This is a genomic window from Actinomadura syzygii (assembly GCF_008085905.1).
GTDB classification, from domain to species: Bacteria; Actinomycetota; Actinomycetes; order Streptosporangiales; family Streptosporangiaceae; genus Spirillospora; species Spirillospora syzygii.
This window is the reverse complement of the sequence record NZ_VSFF01000016.1, coordinates 140,459-161,950: the sequence shown is the minus strand read 5'-3', so window position 1 is coordinate 161,950 and position 21,492 is coordinate 140,459. Positions and strand designations below refer to the sequence as shown.

Below are 21,492 nucleotides of genomic sequence, written 5' to 3'. Positions count from 1 at the left end.
AAGACAAGTCTATCCGAAAGAGTGTCAAATCATCCAGAATCATCATTCTGGATCAGGTGACCAGAACCGGAGGATCCTCGTCAGAGCCCTGCCTGTGCAGCGACTCGATCAGCGCGGCGATCGCCCGACACGGACCGACCGGGTCCTCGACCATGAAGCCGTCCGCCCTGCGATGCTGGATCTCGACGTGCCGAGGCGAGTCGATGGGCAATGCCGGCAGAGCCCCTGCGTGCGCGATCTCGCGGATCCGGATCACGCTCCAGTCGGCATCGAGCAATGCCTGCGACTTCCAGGTGTCACTGTCGAGCCGCCGCTCCTCGCGGTGCCAGAACCACCCGTCGTACTCCAGCGCGATCTTTTCGCCGACGACCACCGCGTCGATCCGGGACCGGCCGCGGTCCTTCCGCCTGGCCAGCATCGGCACAGCGCGCTTGAGCTCCACGCCGAAATGCGTCTCGAGGCACGTCACCGCGCCGCCGAGCTGCGGGAACAGGCCTTCTCCGAGGCAAAGGCGTACGCTGTCATCGTCAGCCATCTCAGTGTTGCCCTACCAGCGGGAGTTCAGAGCCTCGCCGAGCAGGCCTAGCGCGGGGTGGAAATCGAGTTCCATCAGGTCCGCTCACTCTGAAGCCGACCGCCTCGTCGGCTCTGACGGGCTGCCCGGACGGCCGGTCGGAGTCGGTCGCCACCGGCAGGGGCAGATTTCGCGTCAATGCCAACGGCAGGCTGCTGGACGTGTGGGTGTGGGCCGTGGCGGACGGTGCCGCGGGTCTGTGGCCGCGCAGGACGCTGGCACGCCGTCGCCTGGCTGAATCTCAAATCCATCGTTGTTGGGCTGCTTTGGCTCCTGCTTGGAAACGGCTTGTGGCTGCGAGCCGTTTCATCAGGTCGGCCATCATCCGAGCGACCGTACGAGAAGACACGCCGAGGTGCTTGGCCGCCGCCTCGTCGGTGAGTCCCTGCGCGAGAAGGCGGATGAGTTCACTTTCCAAGGGGGTCAGTCCGGTTACCCCATCTGGTCTGGTGGCCTCTCCGATTGGTGTGGCGACCTCCCAGATATGCTCGAACAAGGTGATGAGAGCGGAGACGATGCCGGGCGAATCGACTTGCATGGCACCCTTGCTGCTGTCTTTCGGGTCGAGGGGAAGCAACGCGAGCCGTCGGTCGATGATGAGCATCCTGGCCGGTAGGACTGGAGCGGTCCGAACCTCGCCGCCAAGTTCCGCCAGCCGTTGCGCATACGCCACGGTATTACTGTCGTTACGAACACTGTCCTGGTAAAGGGTCCGGATCGCCACTCCGCGGTCCAGGGCTTCCTCGTCCAGTGTCCGGCTGGCCTCAAGAGTCTCGGCTTTCTGACCGCCGCCGGGCATGACCGACAGGCACTCAGTGCTGCTGACCCGGGCCAAGCCCTCGAGTCGCGTCTGGATCGCGTCCAGTCCGATCAGCCGTTCCACCCCTGGGTGCGATGTGCCGACGTCAGTATCCCGGTTGTCGGCGACCATCCGGGCAATGGCCGCCTGCGCGACGGCCACCTCCTGCTGGCGACGGAGCAGGTCAGCCTGCTGTTGGTGGACCAGCGCCATCAGCCCGGCCTCCGGATTCACCGGGCGGAGCGTGCCGGGAAACTCTCTTGAGGGGCGCAACAGGGCGAGATCCGCCAGGTGACCCAACGCGTTCCGCACCTCGCTCACGTCGAGAGCCAGGTGGGCGGCGAGCGCTGTCACTCCCATGTCAGGGTTGGTCAACATTGCAATGTAGACGGCTTCAGCGGAGGCATCCAGCCCGAGTGACTCCAGCATGAGTTGATCTTCACATAGGAGATCGGCGGGAGACAGGCGATCTCTCATGCTCCGCGGCGCGAAGGAGGCGGTGGGAGCGCCGGTGGGGCGACTCGCACGCGCACGGCCAAGCCTCAGGCTTGGGTGAGCGGCATGGTGAGTCGGCGTCGGTACAGGTCCAGAAGCCAGGTCGTCATCACCACCAGCGAGGGAAGGAACACGGCGCTGGAGATGGCGAGGGTGTACCAGAAGCGTGCGGCGAGGGGGCCGACGGCGAGCCCGTGGCAGGCCCAGATGGCCACGCCAGCGAAGATGGGCACTCGGAACACCGCGTAGTGGGCGAGTGCGACCGGTACACCGATCAGATAGACCCAGCGGAACCAGCGTGCGACCGCCACGTCACGCGGTCGTGCCGAGGCGAGTTGCTCAGAGTGTGCTGGTCCGAGGCGCCCGAAGGCCCGGCGCAGCAGAAGGGTCTTGGTGTTCCACAGGTCATGGCAGCCGGTCAGCGTGAGAAGGACGCCATATAGATCGGTGCGCAGGAACACCATGCATTGCCATACCATGCTCGACAGCGTCATGAACGCCAGAGCTCCGGCAACCCCTGCGACAAGGGCCGGCACATCACACCAGCCGGTCTCGTCGAGCAACCGGATGCCGACCAGCCCACCAAGCACGAAGGAATCGATGGCCAGGCCCGCGAGCTGGGGGCCGTACCGCTGACGTCTGGGCAGTGTCCACAGTTGTGACAGATCGGTCTCGAAGACCATGAAGTACAGACGCCTGTCGATTCCGAACCGGGCGCTCACCCCGGCTGCGCGGGCGGCCAGCCAGTGCCAGCCCTCATGCAGCGCCGACATCAGATAGCCGAAGGGCAACAGGAAAAGCACGGCGAGTCCGCGATCCTCGAAGAGGAAGACGTCGCCAGGCCTGGGTATGAGCGAGGGGCGAAGGACGAAGCAGCCCACGCTGAACACCAAAGCCCCCGCGTAGCACAGCCATGCGGCCCGCGAGAAGAAGGGCCGAGCCTTTCGTGTATCCAGGCCGGTCACCCAGCGACGTTGCTGGATCGGGGCGGTGCGTCGAATCCGTGCTGGTGCGTCCGCATGCCGCCTCCCGTCCTCATCGTCGTGCTCGGCGAGGAATCCCAGTTCTCGTAGGCCGCCAACAAAGGCAGCCACGTCAACGGGTTCGCCTGCGTACCGCGTTGCCTCCACCTGGGCCTCCGGGATACTCGCGCCACGCTCAAGCGCTCGGATCACCAGAGCTCCCACGGTTGGCACGGTGATGTAGGTGCCGGACTCCGGGCTCCCCACAAGGACCTCGTCGGGGCCCTCGTCGAGAAGAGTGAGCGGCCGCAGCCGCACGTGCTGTCCTCGGAGCTGTCCGGTCACTGTGACACCGCCAGCGGCCTTGCATGCCGTTCGCGTGCATCTCGGCAGAGGCGGCAGGAGGGATCGGGCGTCCACGACATGTGCTTTTGCTGGAGATGGTCGGCGGCGTCCCAGGTCACATAGGCGCCTGCCGCGTGTGGCGGCTCGTAGCGAATCAGATACCGCAGGATCTCGAAGGCCACCATCGAGCCCAGGAGCCCCGCCACCGGGCCAATCGCGCGGTTGACCGACGGTAGCCGGCCACTGAGCCGCCACGCGGCGGCGTCGGCCTGCGCGCCAGCGATGATTTCATCATCCATTCGCTGTGCGCAGGCCAGGCAGGGGCTCTTGCCCGGATCGACTGAGTAATACCGTAGACGGGTGCCGCTTATCCCACCGCGCACGAAAGGGACGCTCGCCTCCATACAGGCCTCGTTGACCCAGCCGTCGACCTCTTTTGGGCTGTCGATGGCGGCCGATACCACGTCCACGTCGGCGAGCAGAGCGGTCACGTCACGAGGGCTGGTCACCCGTTGTTCGACGGCCTCTACGTGAACGCGTGGGTCGAACGCCTGCAGCCAGTGTTCCGCACGCCGCACTTTTGGGCTTCCAATGTCGGCCCGTCGGTAGAGGTATTGGCGAGCGAAATTACGCGGTTCAACCAAGTCAAAGTCCAGCAGCGTGATACGCCCTATTCCCAAGCCGGCGAGATGCTGGAGAACACTGGACCCGACACCTCCGGTGCCGAGTTGGAGAACATGCGCCCCGAGGAGCCGTTCTTGCATGGCCGCCCGGGAGTATCCCATGGTGGAGAAGAGGTCAAAAAAGAACAGATTGCTGTGAAACCTCTCGTCGTCGGCCGGATCTCCGAGGCTTTGCCCCTCTGGATCAGTGAGCAGGCGCAGCGAATCGAGATCGGCAAGCACCTGCCGCAACTCCGACATGGAGACTTCAATTCCATGGTCGATCAATCGTCGCCGCAGTTGCGGAACAGTCAGGGGACCCGCGGAAAGCACCGACAGCAAGGTCTCGACATGCTCTTCTGGATCCACCAGTTCTATCTGAACGACCGGATCACACATGACTATGAGCGTCTCGCCTGACCGCTCCCATACGCTGTCCTTCAAAGCGACCTTCATTGAACTCCTCCTTCTCTGACGTGCCACCGAGGGGGGTGCCCGCAAGGCGGTCGCGAGCACCGCCCCTCAGTCAACGTGAACTTTCACACGAACGGAATGAAATGCGAGACTTTCACTCAGGACTCGTCTCGTCCGCAAGTAGTGGACTTGATCGACTCGACCTTGCGAATCTGAATCTTCATGCTTGCACCCCCCTTCCCTGTTGTCTGCTTGTCGCCTTCACTATTGCATCAATATAGAAGGCGAAAGTCTTCATGTATCTCATAGTGCCACGCCTCGAAGAACGGCTGTCTGGCCACTCTGCTGCACAGGCGTTCCACCATTCTTGTGGCGACATCCGGTGAAGATGCCAGGTAAAAGACCAGTATCGCGACATAACCCGGAGATGTCCTTACGTGGACGTGCTCCAACCGCTCTTCTGGAATAGCGATTCGGTACAGAGCCTCCCGGACTTGCGACTCGTCCGGGCGAATATCTTGCCTATCGCGATCCGCCATGAAAGTCAGCAGCGTGATATACGTTTTCTACTCCCAGCCGAAGCCTCCAGTGCGGTCGGCGTAAAAACTCGATTTCGATGATGGCTTGAAAGGCGGGGTGCTCATGATGCTTTCTTCTCTCGCTCGCGAGTCGGCGTAGGTTGTTGGCTTAATCATCTTCAGCTCTGCCCATTTTTGGAAGTGCTTATCTATGGCACCAACACGACTGGCTGGTTCCCGACAGCGATGGTCGAGATCAGAGCCAGCGGGCGCCTGCTCGAGAGTTGGCAGACCGGGTGGTGGTCGCCGACCGTAGTGGCGGAAGCGGGGACGGGCGGGCCTCCGCCCGTCCTCACCCACGTCCCCGGGCTGGGCACGTAAGAACTGCCCGCGAGCAGTCCCCTTCTTTTTGTGCGCCTTCCGGCACCTGGTTCGACGCCGGCACCAGTGACCCCGCTCGGAACCGGGGCCGCAGCGCCGGAACCTCTTCCCATCGCGCGGGAGCTGCGACTTCGGTCGGGATGACGGCTCGGCGGCATCAGTCGATCGCGCCAGGCCGAAGAGGGACGTCCACATGAATCAGGGAACCGTGAAGTGGTGCAACGTCGACAAGGGGTTCGGATTCATCGCCCCGATGACGGCGCCGCCGACTTCTTTGTTCACCAATCGGTGATCGACAGCGAAGGCTTCTGCACCCTCGAATCCAGGGTTTCCAAACGGTCCGCGCGGTGAAGGAAGACGTTGGTGTCGGCGACGGTGAACGCGGCAACTCCTGCGCGGTCGAACTGGCCCCACCGCTGTTCCAAGGCATCGAGCTGCTCGACGCCGGCCTTCAGGTCCTCGACGGCGACGGTTTCGTCGTCGATCACTTCGATCACGGGAGCTGCCGACGCGACGGGGACGGAGTACAGCATCCGGTGGCGAGGGGTGAGGGCGAGCCGTTCGACGTCGGCTCGGGCGACCACGCTCTGGGGCTTGATCAAGAGCCGTCGCCAGCGGCGTAAGGGCGTCCGTCGCGAGCGGCTTCCAGTTGGGCGCGGGTCAGGACGGTGCCCTTTGGGCCAGTCGGTCTGGGTGAGTTTCTCCAGGCCGGGTGCGGCACCGAGGTGCACAGCCCAACGTGAGCTACCCCGGGCCCCGCGGGCTGGGAAAGCCTTTCGCTCACCGGATCGGCCTTCCGTCTCGCTCGCGTTCGAGCCGCATCCGGCTCGCCGTCGCCTCGCGGATCTTGTCGCGCACGACCATCGCCGAGCGGTGCGTCGGGTCGACTACGCCAACGTTGTGGGCGCCGCGGACGAGGTTCTCGGTCTTGTCGGCGATCGCGTACGCCAGGCCCTGCTCGAGGACCTGACCGGTCTGCTTGATCGCCGCGACGTCGTCGATGAGCTTCTCCAGTTGCGTCGCCTGGTCGTGCTCGTGGCGCTCGAGTTCGTCCATCCGCGCCACGACCGATCCGAGCAGCGGGTTTTGGGACCGGAACAGCTCGGCGGCCGTCGCCGTGGAGGCGTCGGTGTCGATCCGGACGTCGAGCTGGGCCATGAGGAACGCCGTGACGAGGGCCGTCTGGCCCAGCGACCGGCAGAACGCCTGGGCGGCGGCGTCGCTCACGCCCTTCTCCCGGACCGCGGCCGAGCGCAACCGCTCCCTGAGAACGCCCGTCAGGGCCTGCGGGACATTGCGGATGTAGGGCTGCTTCGCCGTCGACGGGAGACTGAAACCGGTGTTCGGCAACGAAGCGTCGCCGTAGCCTCCGCCCCGCTTCTTCCCGGATGACGCAGCGGACTGGATCACGTCCTGCTGATCGGTCTCGCGGTGCGCCGAGACGACCACGGACTCCTGGCGCACGGCATTCTCGGCCTGCAGATGGGCCTTGGCCTCCTCCTGGCCGCACGCAGGCTCGGCGGCCGGGGTCGGCTCGGAGGTCTCGGACGCGCGAGCCCGGTCCGACGGCTGGGCCCGGGGTACTGCTGCGGAGATCGCTCCCGCTGCGCCCGAGCCAGCGGCACTGCCACCGCCGTGTTGGCCGGACGGGGAGTCCTGCCTCACATCGCCCTCGGTGTCCGGCTGATACTCGGAGCCCCACTCGTCGGCGTCCTCATCCGATGCACGGAAGTCGTGATCGTCACCGCCATCGGTGTCCGGCTCGGACCTGGGTTCGAACTGCTCGTCTGAGCGTGGCGCCGCACCGGTGCCGGTGCGCCGGTAGGCGTCGAGGAACGAGGTGTCGACGTCAAGGACCTCGTCCGTGCTCACACCGGCGAGGAGCTCGTTGAAACCGTTGGCCATCACAGCTCACCGTCCTCGTCGTCCAGAAGGTAGTTGTCGCCCCGGGTCAGGCCGATGAGGGAGTCGAAGCCCTGCGTGACGACCCGCTCGAGATTCGCGCTGTTGGTCGACAAGGCCTTCAACTCGTCGATGAGCTGGTTGAGCCGGGCGATCTCAAGCGTCGGCAGGTCGTAGTCGGAGTTCTCGCGCCGGATCTGGCCGTCGACCGCATCGGCGATGTACTCGTTGACCGAGGAGTACCCGCGCTGCTCGGCCCAATACTGAGCACGCTGCTTGACGTTGGGGTGCAATCGGACGACGACGCGCAGACGGCGATCCCGGTGACCCCGGCCGGTCTCAGCGGCCGTCATCCTGACCATCCTTCCCACGGGGAGAGCCTCCGGGCGAGCACGGCGCCGAGCTCCGGTCCTCGGCGGGGACGATCGGCTTCCGGTCCGCCGAGCCCCACACCTTCGGCCCGGCCCTGGCTCCGCCATCGCCATCATGGCCGACCGGTGCGCCGGACCCGCGGACCGTCGCCATCGACGGCGTAGACGTACGGGCCTTTCTCATCATGCCTCCATTGACTATTTGACTCGTATCCTTTGCCTATGTGGACACCCTATCTTAAAAGCCACCGCAGCGGCAGTCCGCGACGATTCAAATGGGCGGCTAATGGCGGGTTGTCGGTGCGTGCGCCCATGCCGGGGGAGAGGCTTTGGCGAGTCGTGGGGAGCAACGGAGTTGCTCCGGGGGGCCTGTGGCAAAAGGCCTGACCGGTCAGGGTGCGTGCCCCGCTGGGGCTGGCGCCGGCCGGGCAAAGCCCGGCGGATCGGCGCGTCACCGGATTCCGCACGGTGGCTGCAAGGGCCATGACCCACGTCGCGCGGTGCTGCGCGACGCCGCGAAGGAGCCCCGATCATGTCGTATGCGATCGTCTACGGCCGCAGCCTCTGCTCGACCTTCAATTCGAAGACAGAGGCGTTCAAGGACTTTCTTCTCGATAGTCCGCGCTCACGCGGACGCGCAGATCTTCGCCGTGTCCGGAGCGCACTTCACCAATCTCACCACCCAGCTCATGTCCGCCAAGGGGGGCGCCTGATGCCCACGACCACCCCTGAGACCCCATCGGACGCCGATCCGGTGGTCCTTGCCCCTGCGGGTCGTGGCCTACGGGGACGGTTGGCACCCGGTCGTCACGAGGGCGAGAGCCGCGGCACACCGACCGCAAGACTCTCGCTCCACGCCGGGTTCCCGTCCACGGCTTCGACGCACCGGCCGACGGTTCTCCCCGATGGCGTTGCACGCCTCCAGCCGCGGCCTCGACGCCCAGCAGACCGAAACGTGCTGCTCGGCTGACCCCGGCCGCGAACTGAGAACTGTGCGCTCCTGCGAACGCTTCTGATTCCGCTGTGCGGAACCACAGGCCGCGGCGACCGCGGCAGCCGGATCGCCGGAGTCGCCGACTGGACGATCAAGGCCCCGGCATAGGTGTACCGCACCGTCTCACACCAGAAGGAGAGTTGAGCACGATGGGATTCACCTTATCGGCCCTGTTCGAGACCCCAGAGCAGGAAGCGGCACGGCTCGCCGCGGCCCCTGAGGGCTCGAAGAACCATGACCTGTCCCTGCTGCCGGTGACCATCCGGGAATGGCCACAGGATCTGCTCATCGCACTGCCCGGGACCAAGCACCAGGTCGTCGTCGTTCCGTTCGAGTTCTGGCCCGACGCCGGTACCACCGATGAGAAGCGACCGCGCCGACGCTACAGCGGCTCGTGGGTGTGCGCCGTCGTGCACTCGAACCACCCGGACTACCCCGTCGGCGGTCACCGGATCCTCGTCCCGGCGGCCGAACTCGCCCGCGGCGCCCGCGCCTCCATCGAAGGCACCCGCCCGCCGGCCTGACCCGGTCTCTGGCCCACATCCTCTGATGGCCGGTGCGGCGACATTCCCACAAGGACTCGTCGCATCGGCTATCGCTCTATTGATCACCATTCAAGTGGAGGAGGATATACTTATGACTGCAAGGAATAGTCGTCAAGAGGAACGACTCACAGGCTATTCGAGGCGCGGCGGACGTCGTTCTCGTCCGTGCCTGACCCACCCCGTTCCGCCCCATTCCACCTCGCACGGCCGGGCGGGACGGGACCGCCCGGCCGTCCACCGGCACAGGAGCACCCGACTGCCATGACCCCGAACACCAACGCCGCGTCCGTTGAGTCGGCCAAGCCGTTCACCGCCGCCGACATCCGTGACGGCGACATCATCCGGGTCCTCCCCGGTACGCACGCCGCCCGCGTCTACTGTGACCCGCGCCTCGAGCCCGCCGTCCCGAGTGTGCCCGCCCACGTCCACGTCATCACCGGCGACGGCGTATGGACAGTCCCCGCCGCGCTGCCCGTCGAGCTCGTGGCCCGGCACGGCAACCGCCGCCTGGTCTCCCTCACCAAGGCGTGGCATCTCGGCCCATTCCTCGTCGGCTCCATGGTGATCTACGCCGACGGGCCCCGCCCGGGCGACGGTGGCCCCGCCCTCGTCTACGCCGTGACCCGCCATGTCACCACGGCGGAGGGCGGCCGGTACTGGCTCGCGGCTCCGTCCGCCCCACAGGTCGAGGTGTTCGGTCCCGTCCAGGCGGGACGGCTCCGCCTCGCCCGCAGTCGCGCATTGGAAGCCATCCGGTGCAGAGGCAACTGACCGGGAGCGGCTGATCAGGCGCTCACCACCTCGTGACGATGCGCCCGCCTGGACATGCTCAGGGATCTCGGCCGACACCCGGCAAAAGAGCCACACGAGATCCCACGCATCACCCAAGAAGAAGGTAGGGATCACGATGCCCCGCTCCACCCCGCGCATCGTCCTCGTCGTCCTCCTCCTCCTCACCGCTCTGCTCGCCGTCGCGCTGCTGACCCGCTGCGGTTCCTTCAGGGCCCCTCGGCAGATCGATCCGCCTACAGGTCCGACCGTGCCCACCCGTGAGGACCGATCCAAGGACACCACGGCAGTCGGGACCCTCGTCCGTGGGTGGAGCACCTGCACGTCGATCCGCCGCGCGTCCGGTAGAGGTCCCAGCCCGTGGTCCCGGGACCGGGGGAACCGTGAGCCGACTCACGGTTGCCCAAGCCGAGTTACGAACCCTCGAAGCCCGGCATTCGGGAGGACGGCCGTTCCGGCGGCGAAGCATCGTGAGTTGCTCTGGGACGGCGGGCCGCCGACCGCCTGTCGTCTCCGCGATGTATGGGATACCTAAACCTGACACCAATGATGATGCGCCGGTGATGGAATGCGTTGTTGTCGCGAACAATGCCGTGCCGGGGCGATGTTTGCTTGGGCACGCTGGGGTTTCTCGCGTCAGGTTTAGGTTTGCGACCGCGCGGATTGCGCGTTGGCACGCTGGGGTTTCTCGTGCCAGGTTAGGGTTTGCGGCGGTTGATTGCGCGCGGGATTGCTAGCATTGCCGGTGACGGGGAGCGGCCGCCCGCGGTAGGTTGGAGCCAACTCACGGGCGACCGTCCCTCTGCTGCTGGGGTCCGCTACATGGCGGACCTCAGCAGTGTCACTAGCCTGCTGACCGTGTCAATCGCCAGGCACACCGCGGACAGCGCCGCCATCCAGGACTGAGCGTCCTTGGCAGCGGCCCACCGGCGCGCTGGCCGACAAAACCGGTTCAAACGGACTAGCATTACCTCACCCCCCTTCTCGGCTCGGGCCACAAATGGCTGCGTGCAGGAAGGGGCGCTCGTCAGTCAGGCCGCAGAGGGCGCGGCCACTGAGCAGAGCAATACGGAATCTACTACGCCTGGCGCAGGGCTGCGGCAAGAATCGCCCACTGCCTATGGTCGCTTATCCACTAGCCTTAGTGCTTTGCGTACGCAAAGCACTAATGTTAGTGCACAATTCCAGGGCGGGCCGCAGTCGCTACCTGCGGATTTACCGTTCGTGATCGTGACGGTCCTGACCGGCGGCCGGGCCTTCGAGGGAACGGGCGTGTCCGGCGGGCACGCCCGGATCACCTCCGATAAGTTCCGTTATCGGAGGCAACCCTTCAGCCCGCCGCCCCGGCCAGCCAGGAGACCCCGGTGACCGACCCGCCGCGCGAGGAACCCCCCCGGTCGTGAGCGCTTCCGCACGTACCTCTCCCTCTACTGACGCTCCGCGTCGCCCTGGAAGGCTTTCGTCGGACTCTGGCATCTCCACAGGGGACGTCCCCTCGCCCTTCCCCGCGGGTTGGGAGATCATCGTGCAAGTCGTTGGGTTCGCCAACGCCGCAGTTGTGGGAGGCGTGCTCGGCAACCGCGCCGACGCTGGCATGGTCGCGACCGTCCGATGGCTGTTTCGCCGCCACCGACTTCCCCAGGACAGCGAACCCGTCCGGCGGCTCATGACCGACGCGCAGGTCGTCCATGCGGCCATGGGCGCCGCTGTCGCCGTGGGCCATTCCCGCCGCCGCCTCCGCTACATGGACATCGAGCGCATCGACCCCGACGGCCCAGCGCCGGACAAGGGGGTCGTGATCCTGCGGCTCACCTGGGGCCGACGCGTGCTGGTCGTCCACCTGGACCCCTACGACCCGGACCACTACGAGATCCGCACGATCAGGCTGTTCCCGCGGAGAGGATGACCGCCGTGGTCTGCACGTCGCCCCTCTAACCATCCGGAGCCAACCGATGCCCGCCGACCCGTTCCCCGACCCGGAACTCCCACCGCCGCCCGACGGTGCCAAGCCCGTCGCCGACCCGTGCCTGGCCTGCGGCCGAGAGCACGCCCTGCACATCGTCGAGCGGATGATCGCCGACCCGCCGCCCGGGACGTACTCGCTCGCCGGTGTGCAGACCAAGCTCGCCGTCCGGCCCGCCGTGGTGTTGGAGTGCCGCGCCTGCGGCGCCTCCGCCCCCGGCCGCGTCGAGCCCGGCGGCACGCACGCCATCTTTGACCCGGCCGACATGACCGTTGAGCATTCCAACGATCACGATGTCTCCGAAGCCATCAGCCAGGTGGTTCAGGGCGAGTGTGGTGGAGGTGGAGCAGCGTGAGCCATCTGCACCGGATCGACCTCCCCGGCCTGGCCGGTGACGAGCCGCTGGGATTCCTCGCGGTGATCGGCCTGATGAGCCAGTTGCTGGAGAACAGCTATCTGAGCTGGGACCCAGAGGACCGGCACGCGATCCTGCACTGTCACCGGCCCGCGAGCATCGCTGACCTGGTCGCGGAGCTGATGAAGCGACTCAGGAGTATCCCCGAGGGCGGAGCACTGCCTTACAGCAGCAACTTCCCAGTGCGAAGGCGGCGCGGAGCACCGGATCCGCTGCGGGTCACGCCCGACGGGTACCGGCGCTTGACCGACCGCGTCCGCAGCTCGTGGCTGCGCGCCACGTTGACCGACAAGTCCACCGACGCCGATGGCCGTTGCCTGGTGAACCCGCTCATCGCCGTCCGAGGCCGACAGACCATCGGGAGTTTCTGGTACTACCCGATGCTGGAAGTTCGGCGGGACCCTGAGCGTCTGCTCACCGAAGCGCTGACCGGCTGGCGACGAGTGCAAGGTTCGGAGGGATGGTGGCTCGACCACCGGGCGTCCTACTCCACCGACCCCGGCCTGCGCGGACCCGGCGGGAGCATGGCCGTACCCGGCGCTACCTGGCTTGCCACGCTGGCCGTTGAAAAGTTCAGCTATCCAGACTACGGCAGCCCTAACCTCCCCCAAGGCATGCCCCGCGGCTGGTTCCCGATCGATGGCGTGGAGGTCTTCGCCTGGCCGCTGTGGACACTGCCCGCGAGCAAGAACACCCTGGACGCAGTGTGGAACGTCGGCTGGGATCATGGCAGTTGGGAGTTCGCCTGGACGTCGGACGGCCGGTTGGAGGCCACCATCTCCGCCACGCACGGGGTGTCGGCACCGAACTCGATGGACCACGTCGTCGATCTCGACATCTTCGCCATGTGCGCCGCCGCTCGACCCCAAGGCGGCGGGCCGTTGACCCCCATCCCCGTCCAGGTGCGGCGCGTCCCCAGCCGGGGCGGGGAGTGCCAACCCTGGAAGGGCTGGGACTGGAAGTACCCAGACCGCGGCGAGTACCCCGGCAAGTACGGCTGGGGATGACCCCATGACGTTGGAGATCGCACCCGAGGCCGCGCAGCGCGCAGTCGAGCTCCAGGACCTGGCCGCGCGCACTGGGCCCGGCGCGCGGCCGACCCCCGAGCAGCTCGCCCGGCTCGCCGAACTCGACGTCGGCGCCGACGGCTACCTCCAGCAGAAACGCAACGCCAACACCGCCCGCGCCTACGCGGCGGACTGGGCGGTGTGGTCGGAGTTCTGCGCCGCGGTCGGCATCCCCGAAGTCCCGGCCAGCCGCGGGTCGCTGACCGCGTTCGTCCGGTTCCGGTGGCTGGCCGGGCACGCGCCCGCCACCATCGAGCGGAGCTTCTCTGGGATCTCCCACGGCCACACCGAGCGAGGCGTGCAGATCGACCGGGCCGCCACCCGACACGCCCGCGCCGTCCTGGCCGCGGAGGTCCGCGCGAGGCCGAGCAGGGACTCCCGCCGCGCGGCCGCGGGAAGGCCCCGACCATCACCCTGGAGCAGCTCCGGCGGATCATCGCCGCATGCCCTGACGACACGGGTGGGCGGCGGGACCGGGCGCTGCTGCTGATCGGCGTCGGCATCGCCGCTCGCCGTGGCGAGTTGGCCGGGCTCCGCTCCCGCAACGTCGAGGACCTGGGGGACGGGCTGCGCGTCACCACCCTGTTCGGCAAGCGCGGCGGCCGGTCCGTCGTGGTGTCGGCCGGAAGAAATCCGCTCACCGACCCGGTTCAGGCGTGGCGGGACTGGGCGGCCATCGCGCGCCTGGACCCGGGCGGGCCCGCGTTCCTCCAGGTCGACAAGGGAGGGAACCTCGGCGGTGGCTTGGGTGACCGGGGGTGCGGGGAGCGCGTCACAGCGTGCGGGGACCGCGCAGGCGTCTACGGCCTGAAAGGGCACAGCCTCCGCGTCGCGCTGGTGACCACCGCCCGCAGCGCCGAAAAGCCGAAGCCGATCGAGGTGATCGCCGACCAAGGCGGCTGGACCCGCAACAGCTCCGCGCTCCTCGGCTACATCCGGATCGTGGACGAGCTGGTCGAGAACGCCACCATCGGGATCGGGCTCTAAACCAGCACGCACGGCCGCCGGTTCCACACGCGAAGCGCCCTCCCGATCCTGGGCGCTCCTGTTCACGCAGATCAATGCTCTCCGCGACAAGTAGCGGCCGGCCTGCTGCTGCGCGCCGAAGCCCTGCCACGGCTGCGTACTCAAGCGTTACGCCGACGCCGTCGCCACCACCGGACAACTCCCCGCGACGACCGCCCGCGAGGTGATCTACCCGAGCTGGGCGCGACCGCGGTCCATCGCTGATCCCGTCCGCCCTTCACGCCCCCCTCGCGCACTCCGAGAGGCGGGCCGTCCTGTGCCCACCCGCACACCCTGAGGAACCACCATGGCCATCGACATTTCCCCTACGAAGACCGATACCGGCCTCCTTGTCGTCGAGCAGGAGTGGTGCGATCACTGCGCCGTCGACGACGATCCCGCCGCCGAGCCCGGCATGCCTCAAACCGTGGTCAGTTCGACGACCGCGGCTGATCGGTTCGCCCCGTGGCTGGAACGCACCGTGTGCGTCCTCACCTGCGGGCACACGGTCGAAACGTTCGAGGCGATCCCGGGGGCGATCGCCGGTATGACGAGGCCCGACTCCGTCCGGCGCCTCCAGTGATCGACATTCATTTCCTTCGACCAAGGGGACGGTATGGCCCCGACCATGGCGTTCACCGACAAGCGCGGTGCCACCTGGAGCAAGGGCGGCATCGTCGTCGGCCCGGCCGTCGACGAAGACCGATCTCGTCAACGTGCCGGAGCCTGCGCGCCCTTACGCGTGCGGCAGAACGGGCCAGGCAGTTCTGGACACCGATCAGCAGAGCTGATCCGGGCTTTTCATCGCAGGGTTTCCGTTCTTCTGTCCGGGGTGGTTCGACTCCGTATGCGACCGCGGTTCATCGCCGCGTCACGCCATGTGGCCTACCGGCAGAAGATCCGACGGGACAGCTTCGATCCCTGGTATCCGGATGATTCCCGCTGGTGCGTCCTGGAGATCCTCGTCGGATCTCGACCCCCTAGGGCTCAAAGGGCAGAGCGGCTGTGGCTCAACTCCAGTCATCACGGCAGGGTCCCGGTTCGAATCCGGGGGAGGTCACTGGAGCATCGAGCGCTCACCGCCAGGGCGGTGCGAAGTGCACCGCCCGATGCGAGCGCTCGTCACCGCAGGTTCGCATAACGGCGAGCGCGGCCACGAGGTTCACGCCTACGAGGTCGCCGTGCTCGGCGGCGACGGTGCCCGCACACGGTAGTGCCCCACCCAGTCTTTGCCAGCTCCGAGGAGACCCCTCGGCCAGCCCTTCTGCGCGGCACCCCTTACCCGAGCCCTTCCCGCGCAGGGAAATCCACCGCCATGCCCGAGACCGACACGGCCTCCATCGGCTCGCCGCCGCCGACGACGAGCAGGCCGAAGTCAACCGACGGATCGAGCAAGCCCGATACCTAGAACCTCATCATCTTCTGCGCCGCGCTCAAGCAGTCGGCCTGCGCCGGTCACGATGCGGCCGGTGACATCGCCTTAATCGAGTAGGAGATCCGTGCCCAGCTTCGACTCTGAGCCCACCGACCACCAAGGAGGCCCATGCGAGGCCGTGTCTACCTTGACCCCGGCGACAAACGCGCCGGGCCGAAGATCCCACCCGAACCTGTCACCGTCCTCACCCGCTGGGCCACGCTCCGCGAACGCGGATCGGCGCCCGTGTGGCCGTGGTTGCAGTGGACGACGCCCCCACGCGCCGGGGGACCGCAAAACGTCCACGTCCGCCGCACATGTGGCCAAGAGGAGGTCGTCCCGACCCGCGCGGGCCTGTCCTGGCGGCTGCGGATCCCCTACGAGCCCACCGACCTGGGCGCAGTTGCCGCGGCGTACGGGGGGAGCGTCCACCGGTGCTGCGACTGGCCGAGTTGCCCGGCCCTGATGGACGCTGTCGCCGTGATGTCCGGCGAGCCCGGTGCGCCGTCCGGATGGATGCGGGGCACCATGCTTGACCTGCGCATGTGCCCAGATCACGTCGACGTGTGGAACGACCACGCCCATGTCCCCGCGTGGACAGCGGTCGGGGTCGACCGGACCATGGCGTGCTCATGCGGAACGCCCCTGCCAGGGCGGGCCGTTGGTGACATCACCGACACCTACTGCGCCCACCTGGCCGAAATGGGCGAGTCGTAACCGCCATCGATGTCTGTGTCACCTGCGACTACGACGACTGGCGCGGCGTGCACTGCCATCACGGTAGTCAAGATCGCCGCCGGATGCGTCCATGAGCTTGTTCACGATGCGGTGGCTAAGCCAGCAACAGTGGATCGCAGGTGTACCGCCGTCGGCGCTGCCGGAGCGGCGGCTGAAGCTGCCCGATCACCCGAGCTCGTGCTCGGCTGCATCGAGCAGGCTCGAACCGGCAACCTGAGAGAACCAGAACGGGACCATCCTTCACGGCCCGACGGCCCCGACGGCCCCGATGGCCCCGACGACGCGGCCATCGCCACCGAGTGGGGGATCCAATAGATCCCCCTGGCCGCCGAAGTGCAACGGTGTCGTCGCGGCATGCAACCGCCCGCGCACCACGTCGCCCAGCCGCCGCCTGACTAGACGCGGCTCCCGCCATGCCCAGCTTCCGGGGGCAGGGGGGCGCCTAGGTGATCCGCGGCGGCGATGGTGAGGCCGGCCGTGGTCCTGGTCGGCAAGCCGAACGCTGAGGCCGCCACGACGACCAGCGGCTGTGCTTCCACGCCGAGGCGCATCACTGGTCCGCCGAGACCACCAACCGACTCGCCGCGCACAACGCGTGCAACCAGCGGTGACTTGCCGCTGGAGGAGCGCCGCAGCCGCTGATCAAGCTGTCGGGCGGGCTGAGCGCCATCCAGACCAATGCCGGACCAAACCAACGCCAGTTCAGGCCGCGCCTGCCATCGGGTGCGCGCGAGCGTGCCCGCTCGCCCTCTGGAGGAACCCCGATGACCAGTCTGCCGGTGAAGATCGCCGAGAACGTGTCCCACGCCTGGTACAGCCAGCACGGCACCGGCCGGATCGACATCCCGGTCGGAGTCGTTGCCGCGCTGACGTTGATCGGGCAGGCGGATCCGAACGGCCCAGACCTTGCCGCACAGATTGCCGCTTTAGACGGGCCCGGCCTGCTGGAACTGCTGCAGGACATCTGGGATCGGCAGTGGATCGCCGACCCGTTCCTGGTCGAGCAGGCCCGCCCGCTGCACGACTGGCTCCGCGAGGACCACGGCGAGCAGGAGATCATCGGGGCCCGCGCCGTGGCCCGCGCGGCGCTGCGCCACGGCCTGCTCCGCGTCACCGGCTGGCGCGATCCCGGGCAGCGCGCTGATGAGGACGTCCTCGGCCCGGTCATCATGGAACTGCGCGCCAAGGACGCCCGGCAGGGCCTCGGCGAGTTCCACACGCCTGCGCCGGTCGCCGACTCGATGGCGGACGTGCTGCTCGGCGGCGGGCCGCGCCCGCCCGGCGCCAGGCGGCACCGTGTCCGATCCCGCGGGGGCGTCCCGGTGAAAGTGTCCGGCGACGCCGCCGACCAGGCGGCCGAGGACGCCGCCGCCGCGAACGTCGCGGGCATTTTCATGGCTGCCAAGGACGACCCGCCCAAGCCCGGAACCTCCTACTACGACCCGTGCGTGGGATCAGGTGGTCTGCTCCGAGCGGCCGCGCAGTACCTGCGGTCGATCGGCTGCGACCCGGCCGACATGGTCTGGTGCGGCACCGACATCGACCCGATCGCAGCGGCCGCGTTCGCGGTGAACGCGATGGTGTGGGGGCTCGGCCCGAACGTTTTGGTGTACTGCGGGAACACTCTGGCAGAGGGTGACTTGCCGCAGCAGGCCGCCGCCAAGCGCCGGTCGGTGCTGGAACATCACGCCCGGGTGGTCGGGATCGCCCGCGAAACCGCCGCGTGGTTCGCCGCGCTCGCCGCCGTGGAGGCGCTCGTCGGCGCCATATCCGACGAGCACCCAGCCGACGGATCAGCCGAACAGTCCGGGCCCGGGCCCGAGCTCGCGGCCGCCGGAACCCCCGAGCCCGTGCGCGTCGTGCGGATGAGCGAGGTGCCCGACTCGCAGCGGCCGCCGTAGGCCGAAGGAACCTCTTCTCCCTCCTGACCCACACAAGCCCGCGTGCTGTACCGGGCTCTTCCCGACGTCGAAACAACAGATCATCTCGAGGACCACGCCTCGTCCTGCCTTCTGAGACCGCTGCCGACGCGTGCGGCGCCGGTGCCGTCGCTGCGGCCGACCATCTCGAGGCCGAGGGCGGCCGGTGTCGCGGGGAACGGGAGGTGACGGGCCCTGATCAGCGCTGCTGATACGGGAGCCGGATTGAAAGAAGCACCAGATCAGCGGAGCTGATTCGGGTGCGGGAACGGACACGTGAGTCATGACGGCACCTGATCGGCAGAGCCGATTCGGGGCGGGTCATGGCAGACAGTTCGTCAGAACAGGGAGAACACCATGTCGAACCCCGTCAACACCGGAACCGTCATCGGCCGCCTCGCCCGCGACGTCAAAATCTTCAGCAACCAGGACGGTTCGAAGAAGGTCGCCTTCACGGTCTACGCCGACCGCAACTACAAGAACGCCCAGGGTGAGACCCCCGCGGACGCCATCCCGGTCGAGGCCTTCGTGCGCAAGGACACCGACGTCGACAAGACCCCGTTCGCGATGATCCACCGCGGTGACCTCATCGCGCTCGACACCTCGCTGCGGATGGACCACTACACCAACCGCGCCGGCGAGGAGGTCTTCGAGCTCAAGGTCAACGTCGAGAACATCAAACTCCTGGAGCCGAAGCGCGTCACCCAGGCACGCCTGGCCCAGCGCGTCGCCGACGCCGAACAGGCCAACCGGCAGATGCAGGCCCAGGCGACGGTTCCGGTTCCCACAGCCGTCCCCGCTCAGGTCGCGGCGCAGTCCGCCATGCATGACCAGCTGCCCTTCGGCAACCGATCGCCGGAGAAGGCGCACCACTGAACATCGGCACTGAACGAGTGGGGCCACGGCGAATCCCCGGTGATGGAGCCTTCAGCGCTCTGTCGCCGGGGATTCGTTCTTCCCAGACCCGCGTCCGCGCTGATCATTTTGCACCCGAGAAAAGACGTCTGCCGTGACCAACGAGGACTCCGCCCTCGGTCGGACCGCTGCGGTCATCTGCCTGATCCTCACCCTGTTTGCGCCTGAGCTACCGCTGGGCGACGCATCACGTCCGCTCAGCAACGACCGGCTTGATTCAGCCATGAATGAGCAAGCTCAGGCGGGAACCAGGCGACCGCCGCGGCAAGGTTCCAATGCGATGCAAGAGGCGCTCTCGCCGTTCTGCTCGCCCGGAATGCGGCAATCCGTATGACTTTGGCTTCGCCGTCGACCTCAGTAAAGGACACCACCTGTGACAAAAGTGCGCTCTGCCGAATTTGTCGCTGATGCCCGCGCGGGCACCATCATGCTCCACCTGGACGGTGAACCCGCCCCGATGCTCGGGCAGCCTGACGTGCGCGGCGTCCGCAATCGGAAGTTGCGTGAGGCGATCCTCGCCGCGTTGGACCAGGCGATGAAGGACGGCGCCCGGTACGGAAAGATCGACAATCACAGGGAGTGCGCCGCGTCGTTGAGCAATCAGCCGCTGCCCGGCCGGTTCTACTACGCCAGCGGTCGGCATGACGGTGGATGGACGGTCACTCGCCGTGAGTCGCACCGCGACCCCGAAGTGATCCTCACCGGCGGCAAGCCCTACTACACGCAGGGCGACGTCGTGAACGCCTTGGACCGTGCCTTCAAGATCGGAGGGGCGTTCGGGCACCCGGCCGTGGACCGGATCGCCCGACCGCTCCACATCCGCGCGACCGGCGCGACCCTCACCGCCATCGAGGTCTCCCGACACCGACCGCTGAGGCACTATCCGCAACGTGCCTGCATTCGCGCTCACACCGCCTTCGGGGCGCAGATCCTGGCGCGAGTCTCCGTTGCGGGCGAACCCGACGTCTTTGTGTACTTCCGCCGCTTCGACGGCGGCTGCTACGACACCGACAGCCGCCCGGCCGACCCACCGAACCCGCACGCCCGATGGGAACAGGCCAGCCAAGAACTGTCCGCCGACGCCCTGATGACCTGCGACCTGAACACGCCCACCACCCCGCCCACGACCCCGAACACGCTCCTTGCGGCATGGCTGGACACCGTCGTCGACCTCGCTCCCTCACCTCCCCCGAGGAGAGAACGCGTGAACACTGACCCGGACGACAAGACGCGAGACCAGGACGGCGGGACGGAGCCGCCGTGAAAGTGCATCTGGTGACCCACTGGACGCTGAACCCGGAGCTGTGGGCGCAGGCGCACGGCTGTGATCCGTCCACCTGCGCGCTTCACCTGTGCTGGGACCTGTCCGCCGCGATCGAAGACCTGCCGATCTACCGAGACCACGCCGACCTGGTCCCACGTGACGCCGAACCGACCGGGATCGAACCCGACCGCGGTGACGGGCTGGTGCGGTGGTGGATGTCGTGGACGATCGAGGCCACCGCCCAGCGATGGCGGGAAGGCCGCGCCACGCTCGACACCTACGCCAACGTTCCCCAACAGCGCCGCGCCTACGACGATCTGGCCTTGCTGACCGCACGGGAACTGTTCGGGCACGCCCAGATCTGGGAAGCCGACGCCGTCATCCGGGTTCATGCCCCCTTTGCCGCCACGTGGACACGTGAGGATGCACATCAATGGAACTGATCCGCATCACGACCGAATGCGGCCACGCCTTCGAGATCTCAGAGGAGCACACTCTGCTCTGGGCCGAGGAGATCGCTCGGCTGCAGAGCCTGGCCGCCAAATCCAAGCGTGCGCGAGAAGGTGCAACCTTCGACTGCAAAATTTGTGGCGCGCTCTGCCTCCTGGTAACCGTCGAGGACGAGCGGCTCGTCTGGGGTCGTCTTTTTCATCGGGTCATGAACGAGCACTGCTCCACATGGCCCGCTGACGGGCATGGCACCTTCAGCACCGCCGTCGAAGACCACGAAGGCTGACTGATCTACCGACCCGCGACCGACGGCACCTGCGGTTACTGGCTGGGCCAGGGAACACGATGGATCACATCGTGCCCCGCGGGACGGTCGGGCCGAGTGGCCGAACGCTGTGACCATGTGTCCGCGCAAAGCCGGCCGGACCTCAGGCCGACACTGGGATGTCGCCGCCTTGAGGCCCCGTAGTCGCCGGCCTACCTCGGCATCTTCGGCTGGGAGGCCCTGCCGACTGAGCAGCCGGCGGGGCCTCTTCCTTTCTCGTGCTCGTGGCTGCCTCTTCGCATCAGGGATCGGCACAGCCGATCCGG

At 67.3% G+C, this 21,492-nt stretch carries 22 protein-coding genes; 15 read left to right on the top strand and 7 right to left on the bottom strand.

The window, feature by feature from the left end; translation table 11 throughout:
- Positions 1 to 52 precede the first annotated feature (52 nt).
- The 7 genes from FXF65_RS37625 to FXF65_RS37590 form a co-directional block, all read right to left on the bottom strand.
- Positions 53 to 535 carry a hypothetical protein gene (locus FXF65_RS37625; RefSeq protein WP_148354937.1) on the bottom strand — a complete coding sequence of 161 codons (483 nt, stop codon included), beginning with the start codon at positions 533 to 535 and terminating at the stop codon, positions 53 to 55.
- A 280-nt stretch (positions 536 to 815) separates the two neighbouring features.
- The gene (locus FXF65_RS37620; protein WP_148354935.1) at positions 816 to 1,802 is read right to left on the bottom strand and encodes a LuxR C-terminal-related transcriptional regulator; all 987 of its coding nucleotides are present in this window, start codon (positions 1,800 to 1,802) and stop codon (positions 816 to 818) included.
- Positions 1,803 to 1,915: 113 nt separating this feature from the next.
- Entirely contained in the window at positions 1,916 to 3,148 is a 1,233-nt protein-coding gene (locus FXF65_RS37615; RefSeq protein ID WP_246199358.1) for a hypothetical protein, read from the bottom strand.
- Positions 3,149 to 3,171: 23 nt separating this feature from the next.
- Entirely contained in the window at positions 3,172 to 4,293 is a 1,122-nt protein-coding gene (locus FXF65_RS37610; protein ID WP_148354931.1) for a HesA/MoeB/ThiF family protein, read from the bottom strand.
- A 1,135-nt stretch (positions 4,294 to 5,428) separates the two neighbouring features.
- On the bottom strand, positions 5,429 to 5,752 hold the full coding sequence (locus FXF65_RS44210) for a hypothetical protein (RefSeq protein WP_187412756.1): 324 nt from the start codon (positions 5,750 to 5,752) through the stop codon (positions 5,429 to 5,431).
- Positions 5,753 to 5,930: 178 nt separating this feature from the next.
- Entirely contained in the window at positions 5,931 to 7,055 is a 1,125-nt protein-coding gene (locus FXF65_RS37595; RefSeq protein WP_148354927.1) for a hypothetical protein, read from the bottom strand.
- A complete protein-coding gene (locus FXF65_RS37590; RefSeq protein WP_148354925.1) occupies positions 7,055 to 7,405 on the bottom strand; it encodes a hypothetical protein in 351 nt (116 codons plus the stop codon). Before FXF65_RS37590 ends, FXF65_RS37595 begins: the two co-directional genes overlap by 1 nt.
- A 1,161-nt stretch (positions 7,406 to 8,566) precedes the next feature.
- Between FXF65_RS37590 and FXF65_RS37585 the strand changes: the two genes are divergently transcribed.
- From FXF65_RS37585 to FXF65_RS37520, 15 genes are all read left to right on the top strand, one after another.
- The gene (locus FXF65_RS37585) at positions 8,567 to 8,941 is read left to right on the top strand and encodes a hypothetical protein (RefSeq protein WP_148354923.1); all 375 of its coding nucleotides are present in this window, start codon (positions 8,567 to 8,569) and stop codon (positions 8,939 to 8,941) included.
- Between the two features lie 282 nt (positions 8,942 to 9,223).
- Positions 9,224 to 9,733 carry a hypothetical protein gene (locus tag FXF65_RS37580; protein ID WP_148354921.1) on the top strand — a complete coding sequence of 170 codons (510 nt, stop codon included), beginning with the start codon at positions 9,224 to 9,226 and terminating at the stop codon, positions 9,731 to 9,733.
- A gap of 1,543 nt (positions 9,734 to 11,276) precedes the next feature.
- A complete protein-coding gene (locus tag FXF65_RS37575; RefSeq protein WP_148354919.1) occupies positions 11,277 to 11,657 on the top strand; it encodes a hypothetical protein in 381 nt (126 codons plus the stop codon).
- 46 nt (positions 11,658 to 11,703) lie between these two features.
- Positions 11,704 to 12,069 carry a hypothetical protein gene (locus FXF65_RS37570; RefSeq protein ID WP_148354917.1) on the top strand — a complete coding sequence of 122 codons (366 nt, stop codon included), beginning with the start codon at positions 11,704 to 11,706 and terminating at the stop codon, positions 12,067 to 12,069.
- Positions 12,066 to 13,136 (top strand): type I-G CRISPR-associated protein, Cas3-extension family, encoded by a 1,071-nt coding sequence (locus tag FXF65_RS37565; protein WP_148354915.1) that lies wholly within the window; start codon positions 12,066 to 12,068, stop codon positions 13,134 to 13,136. Before FXF65_RS37570 ends, FXF65_RS37565 begins: the two co-directional genes overlap by 4 nt.
- A 4-nt stretch (positions 13,137 to 13,140) precedes the next feature.
- Positions 13,141 to 13,686, top strand: a complete 546-nt coding sequence (locus FXF65_RS45625; RefSeq protein WP_246199374.1) for a hypothetical protein — start codon at positions 13,141 to 13,143, stop codon at positions 13,684 to 13,686.
- Positions 13,605 to 14,183 carry a tyrosine-type recombinase/integrase gene (locus tag FXF65_RS37560; RefSeq protein WP_246199371.1) on the top strand — a complete coding sequence of 193 codons (579 nt, stop codon included), beginning with the start codon at positions 13,605 to 13,607 and terminating at the stop codon, positions 14,181 to 14,183. Before FXF65_RS45625 ends, FXF65_RS37560 begins: the two co-directional genes overlap by 82 nt.
- A gap of 325 nt (positions 14,184 to 14,508) precedes the next feature.
- Positions 14,509 to 14,784 carry a hypothetical protein gene (locus FXF65_RS37555; protein WP_148354911.1) on the top strand — a complete coding sequence of 92 codons (276 nt, stop codon included), beginning with the start codon at positions 14,509 to 14,511 and terminating at the stop codon, positions 14,782 to 14,784.
- A 960-nt stretch (positions 14,785 to 15,744) separates the two neighbouring features.
- Positions 15,745 to 16,332 (top strand): hypothetical protein, encoded by a 588-nt coding sequence (locus FXF65_RS37550; RefSeq protein ID WP_148354909.1) that lies wholly within the window; start codon positions 15,745 to 15,747, stop codon positions 16,330 to 16,332.
- Positions 16,333 to 17,117: 785 nt separating this feature from the next.
- Positions 17,118 to 18,254: an N-6 DNA methylase gene (locus tag FXF65_RS37545; protein WP_148354907.1), complete on the top strand. Its 1,137-nt coding sequence runs from the start codon at positions 17,118 to 17,120 to the stop codon at positions 18,252 to 18,254.
- Between the two features lie 375 nt (positions 18,255 to 18,629).
- Positions 18,630 to 19,148, top strand: a complete 519-nt coding sequence (locus FXF65_RS37540; RefSeq protein ID WP_148354905.1) for a single-stranded DNA-binding protein — start codon at positions 18,630 to 18,632, stop codon at positions 19,146 to 19,148.
- A gap of 133 nt (positions 19,149 to 19,281) precedes the next feature.
- Complete coding sequence (locus FXF65_RS37535; RefSeq protein ID WP_148354904.1) at positions 19,282 to 19,521, top strand: hypothetical protein; 240 nt, start codon at positions 19,282 to 19,284, stop codon at positions 19,519 to 19,521.
- 39 nt (positions 19,522 to 19,560) lie between these two features.
- Positions 19,561 to 20,451 (top strand): hypothetical protein, encoded by an 891-nt coding sequence (locus FXF65_RS37530; RefSeq protein ID WP_148354902.1) that lies wholly within the window; start codon positions 19,561 to 19,563, stop codon positions 20,449 to 20,451.
- The gene (locus FXF65_RS37525; RefSeq protein ID WP_148354900.1) at positions 20,448 to 20,894 is read left to right on the top strand and encodes a hypothetical protein; all 447 of its coding nucleotides are present in this window, start codon (positions 20,448 to 20,450) and stop codon (positions 20,892 to 20,894) included. Before FXF65_RS37530 ends, FXF65_RS37525 begins: the two co-directional genes overlap by 4 nt.
- Positions 20,885 to 21,187, top strand: a complete 303-nt coding sequence (locus FXF65_RS37520; RefSeq protein ID WP_148354898.1) for a hypothetical protein — start codon at positions 20,885 to 20,887, stop codon at positions 21,185 to 21,187. Before FXF65_RS37525 ends, FXF65_RS37520 begins: the two co-directional genes overlap by 10 nt.
- Positions 21,188 to 21,492: the final 305 nt, after the last annotated feature.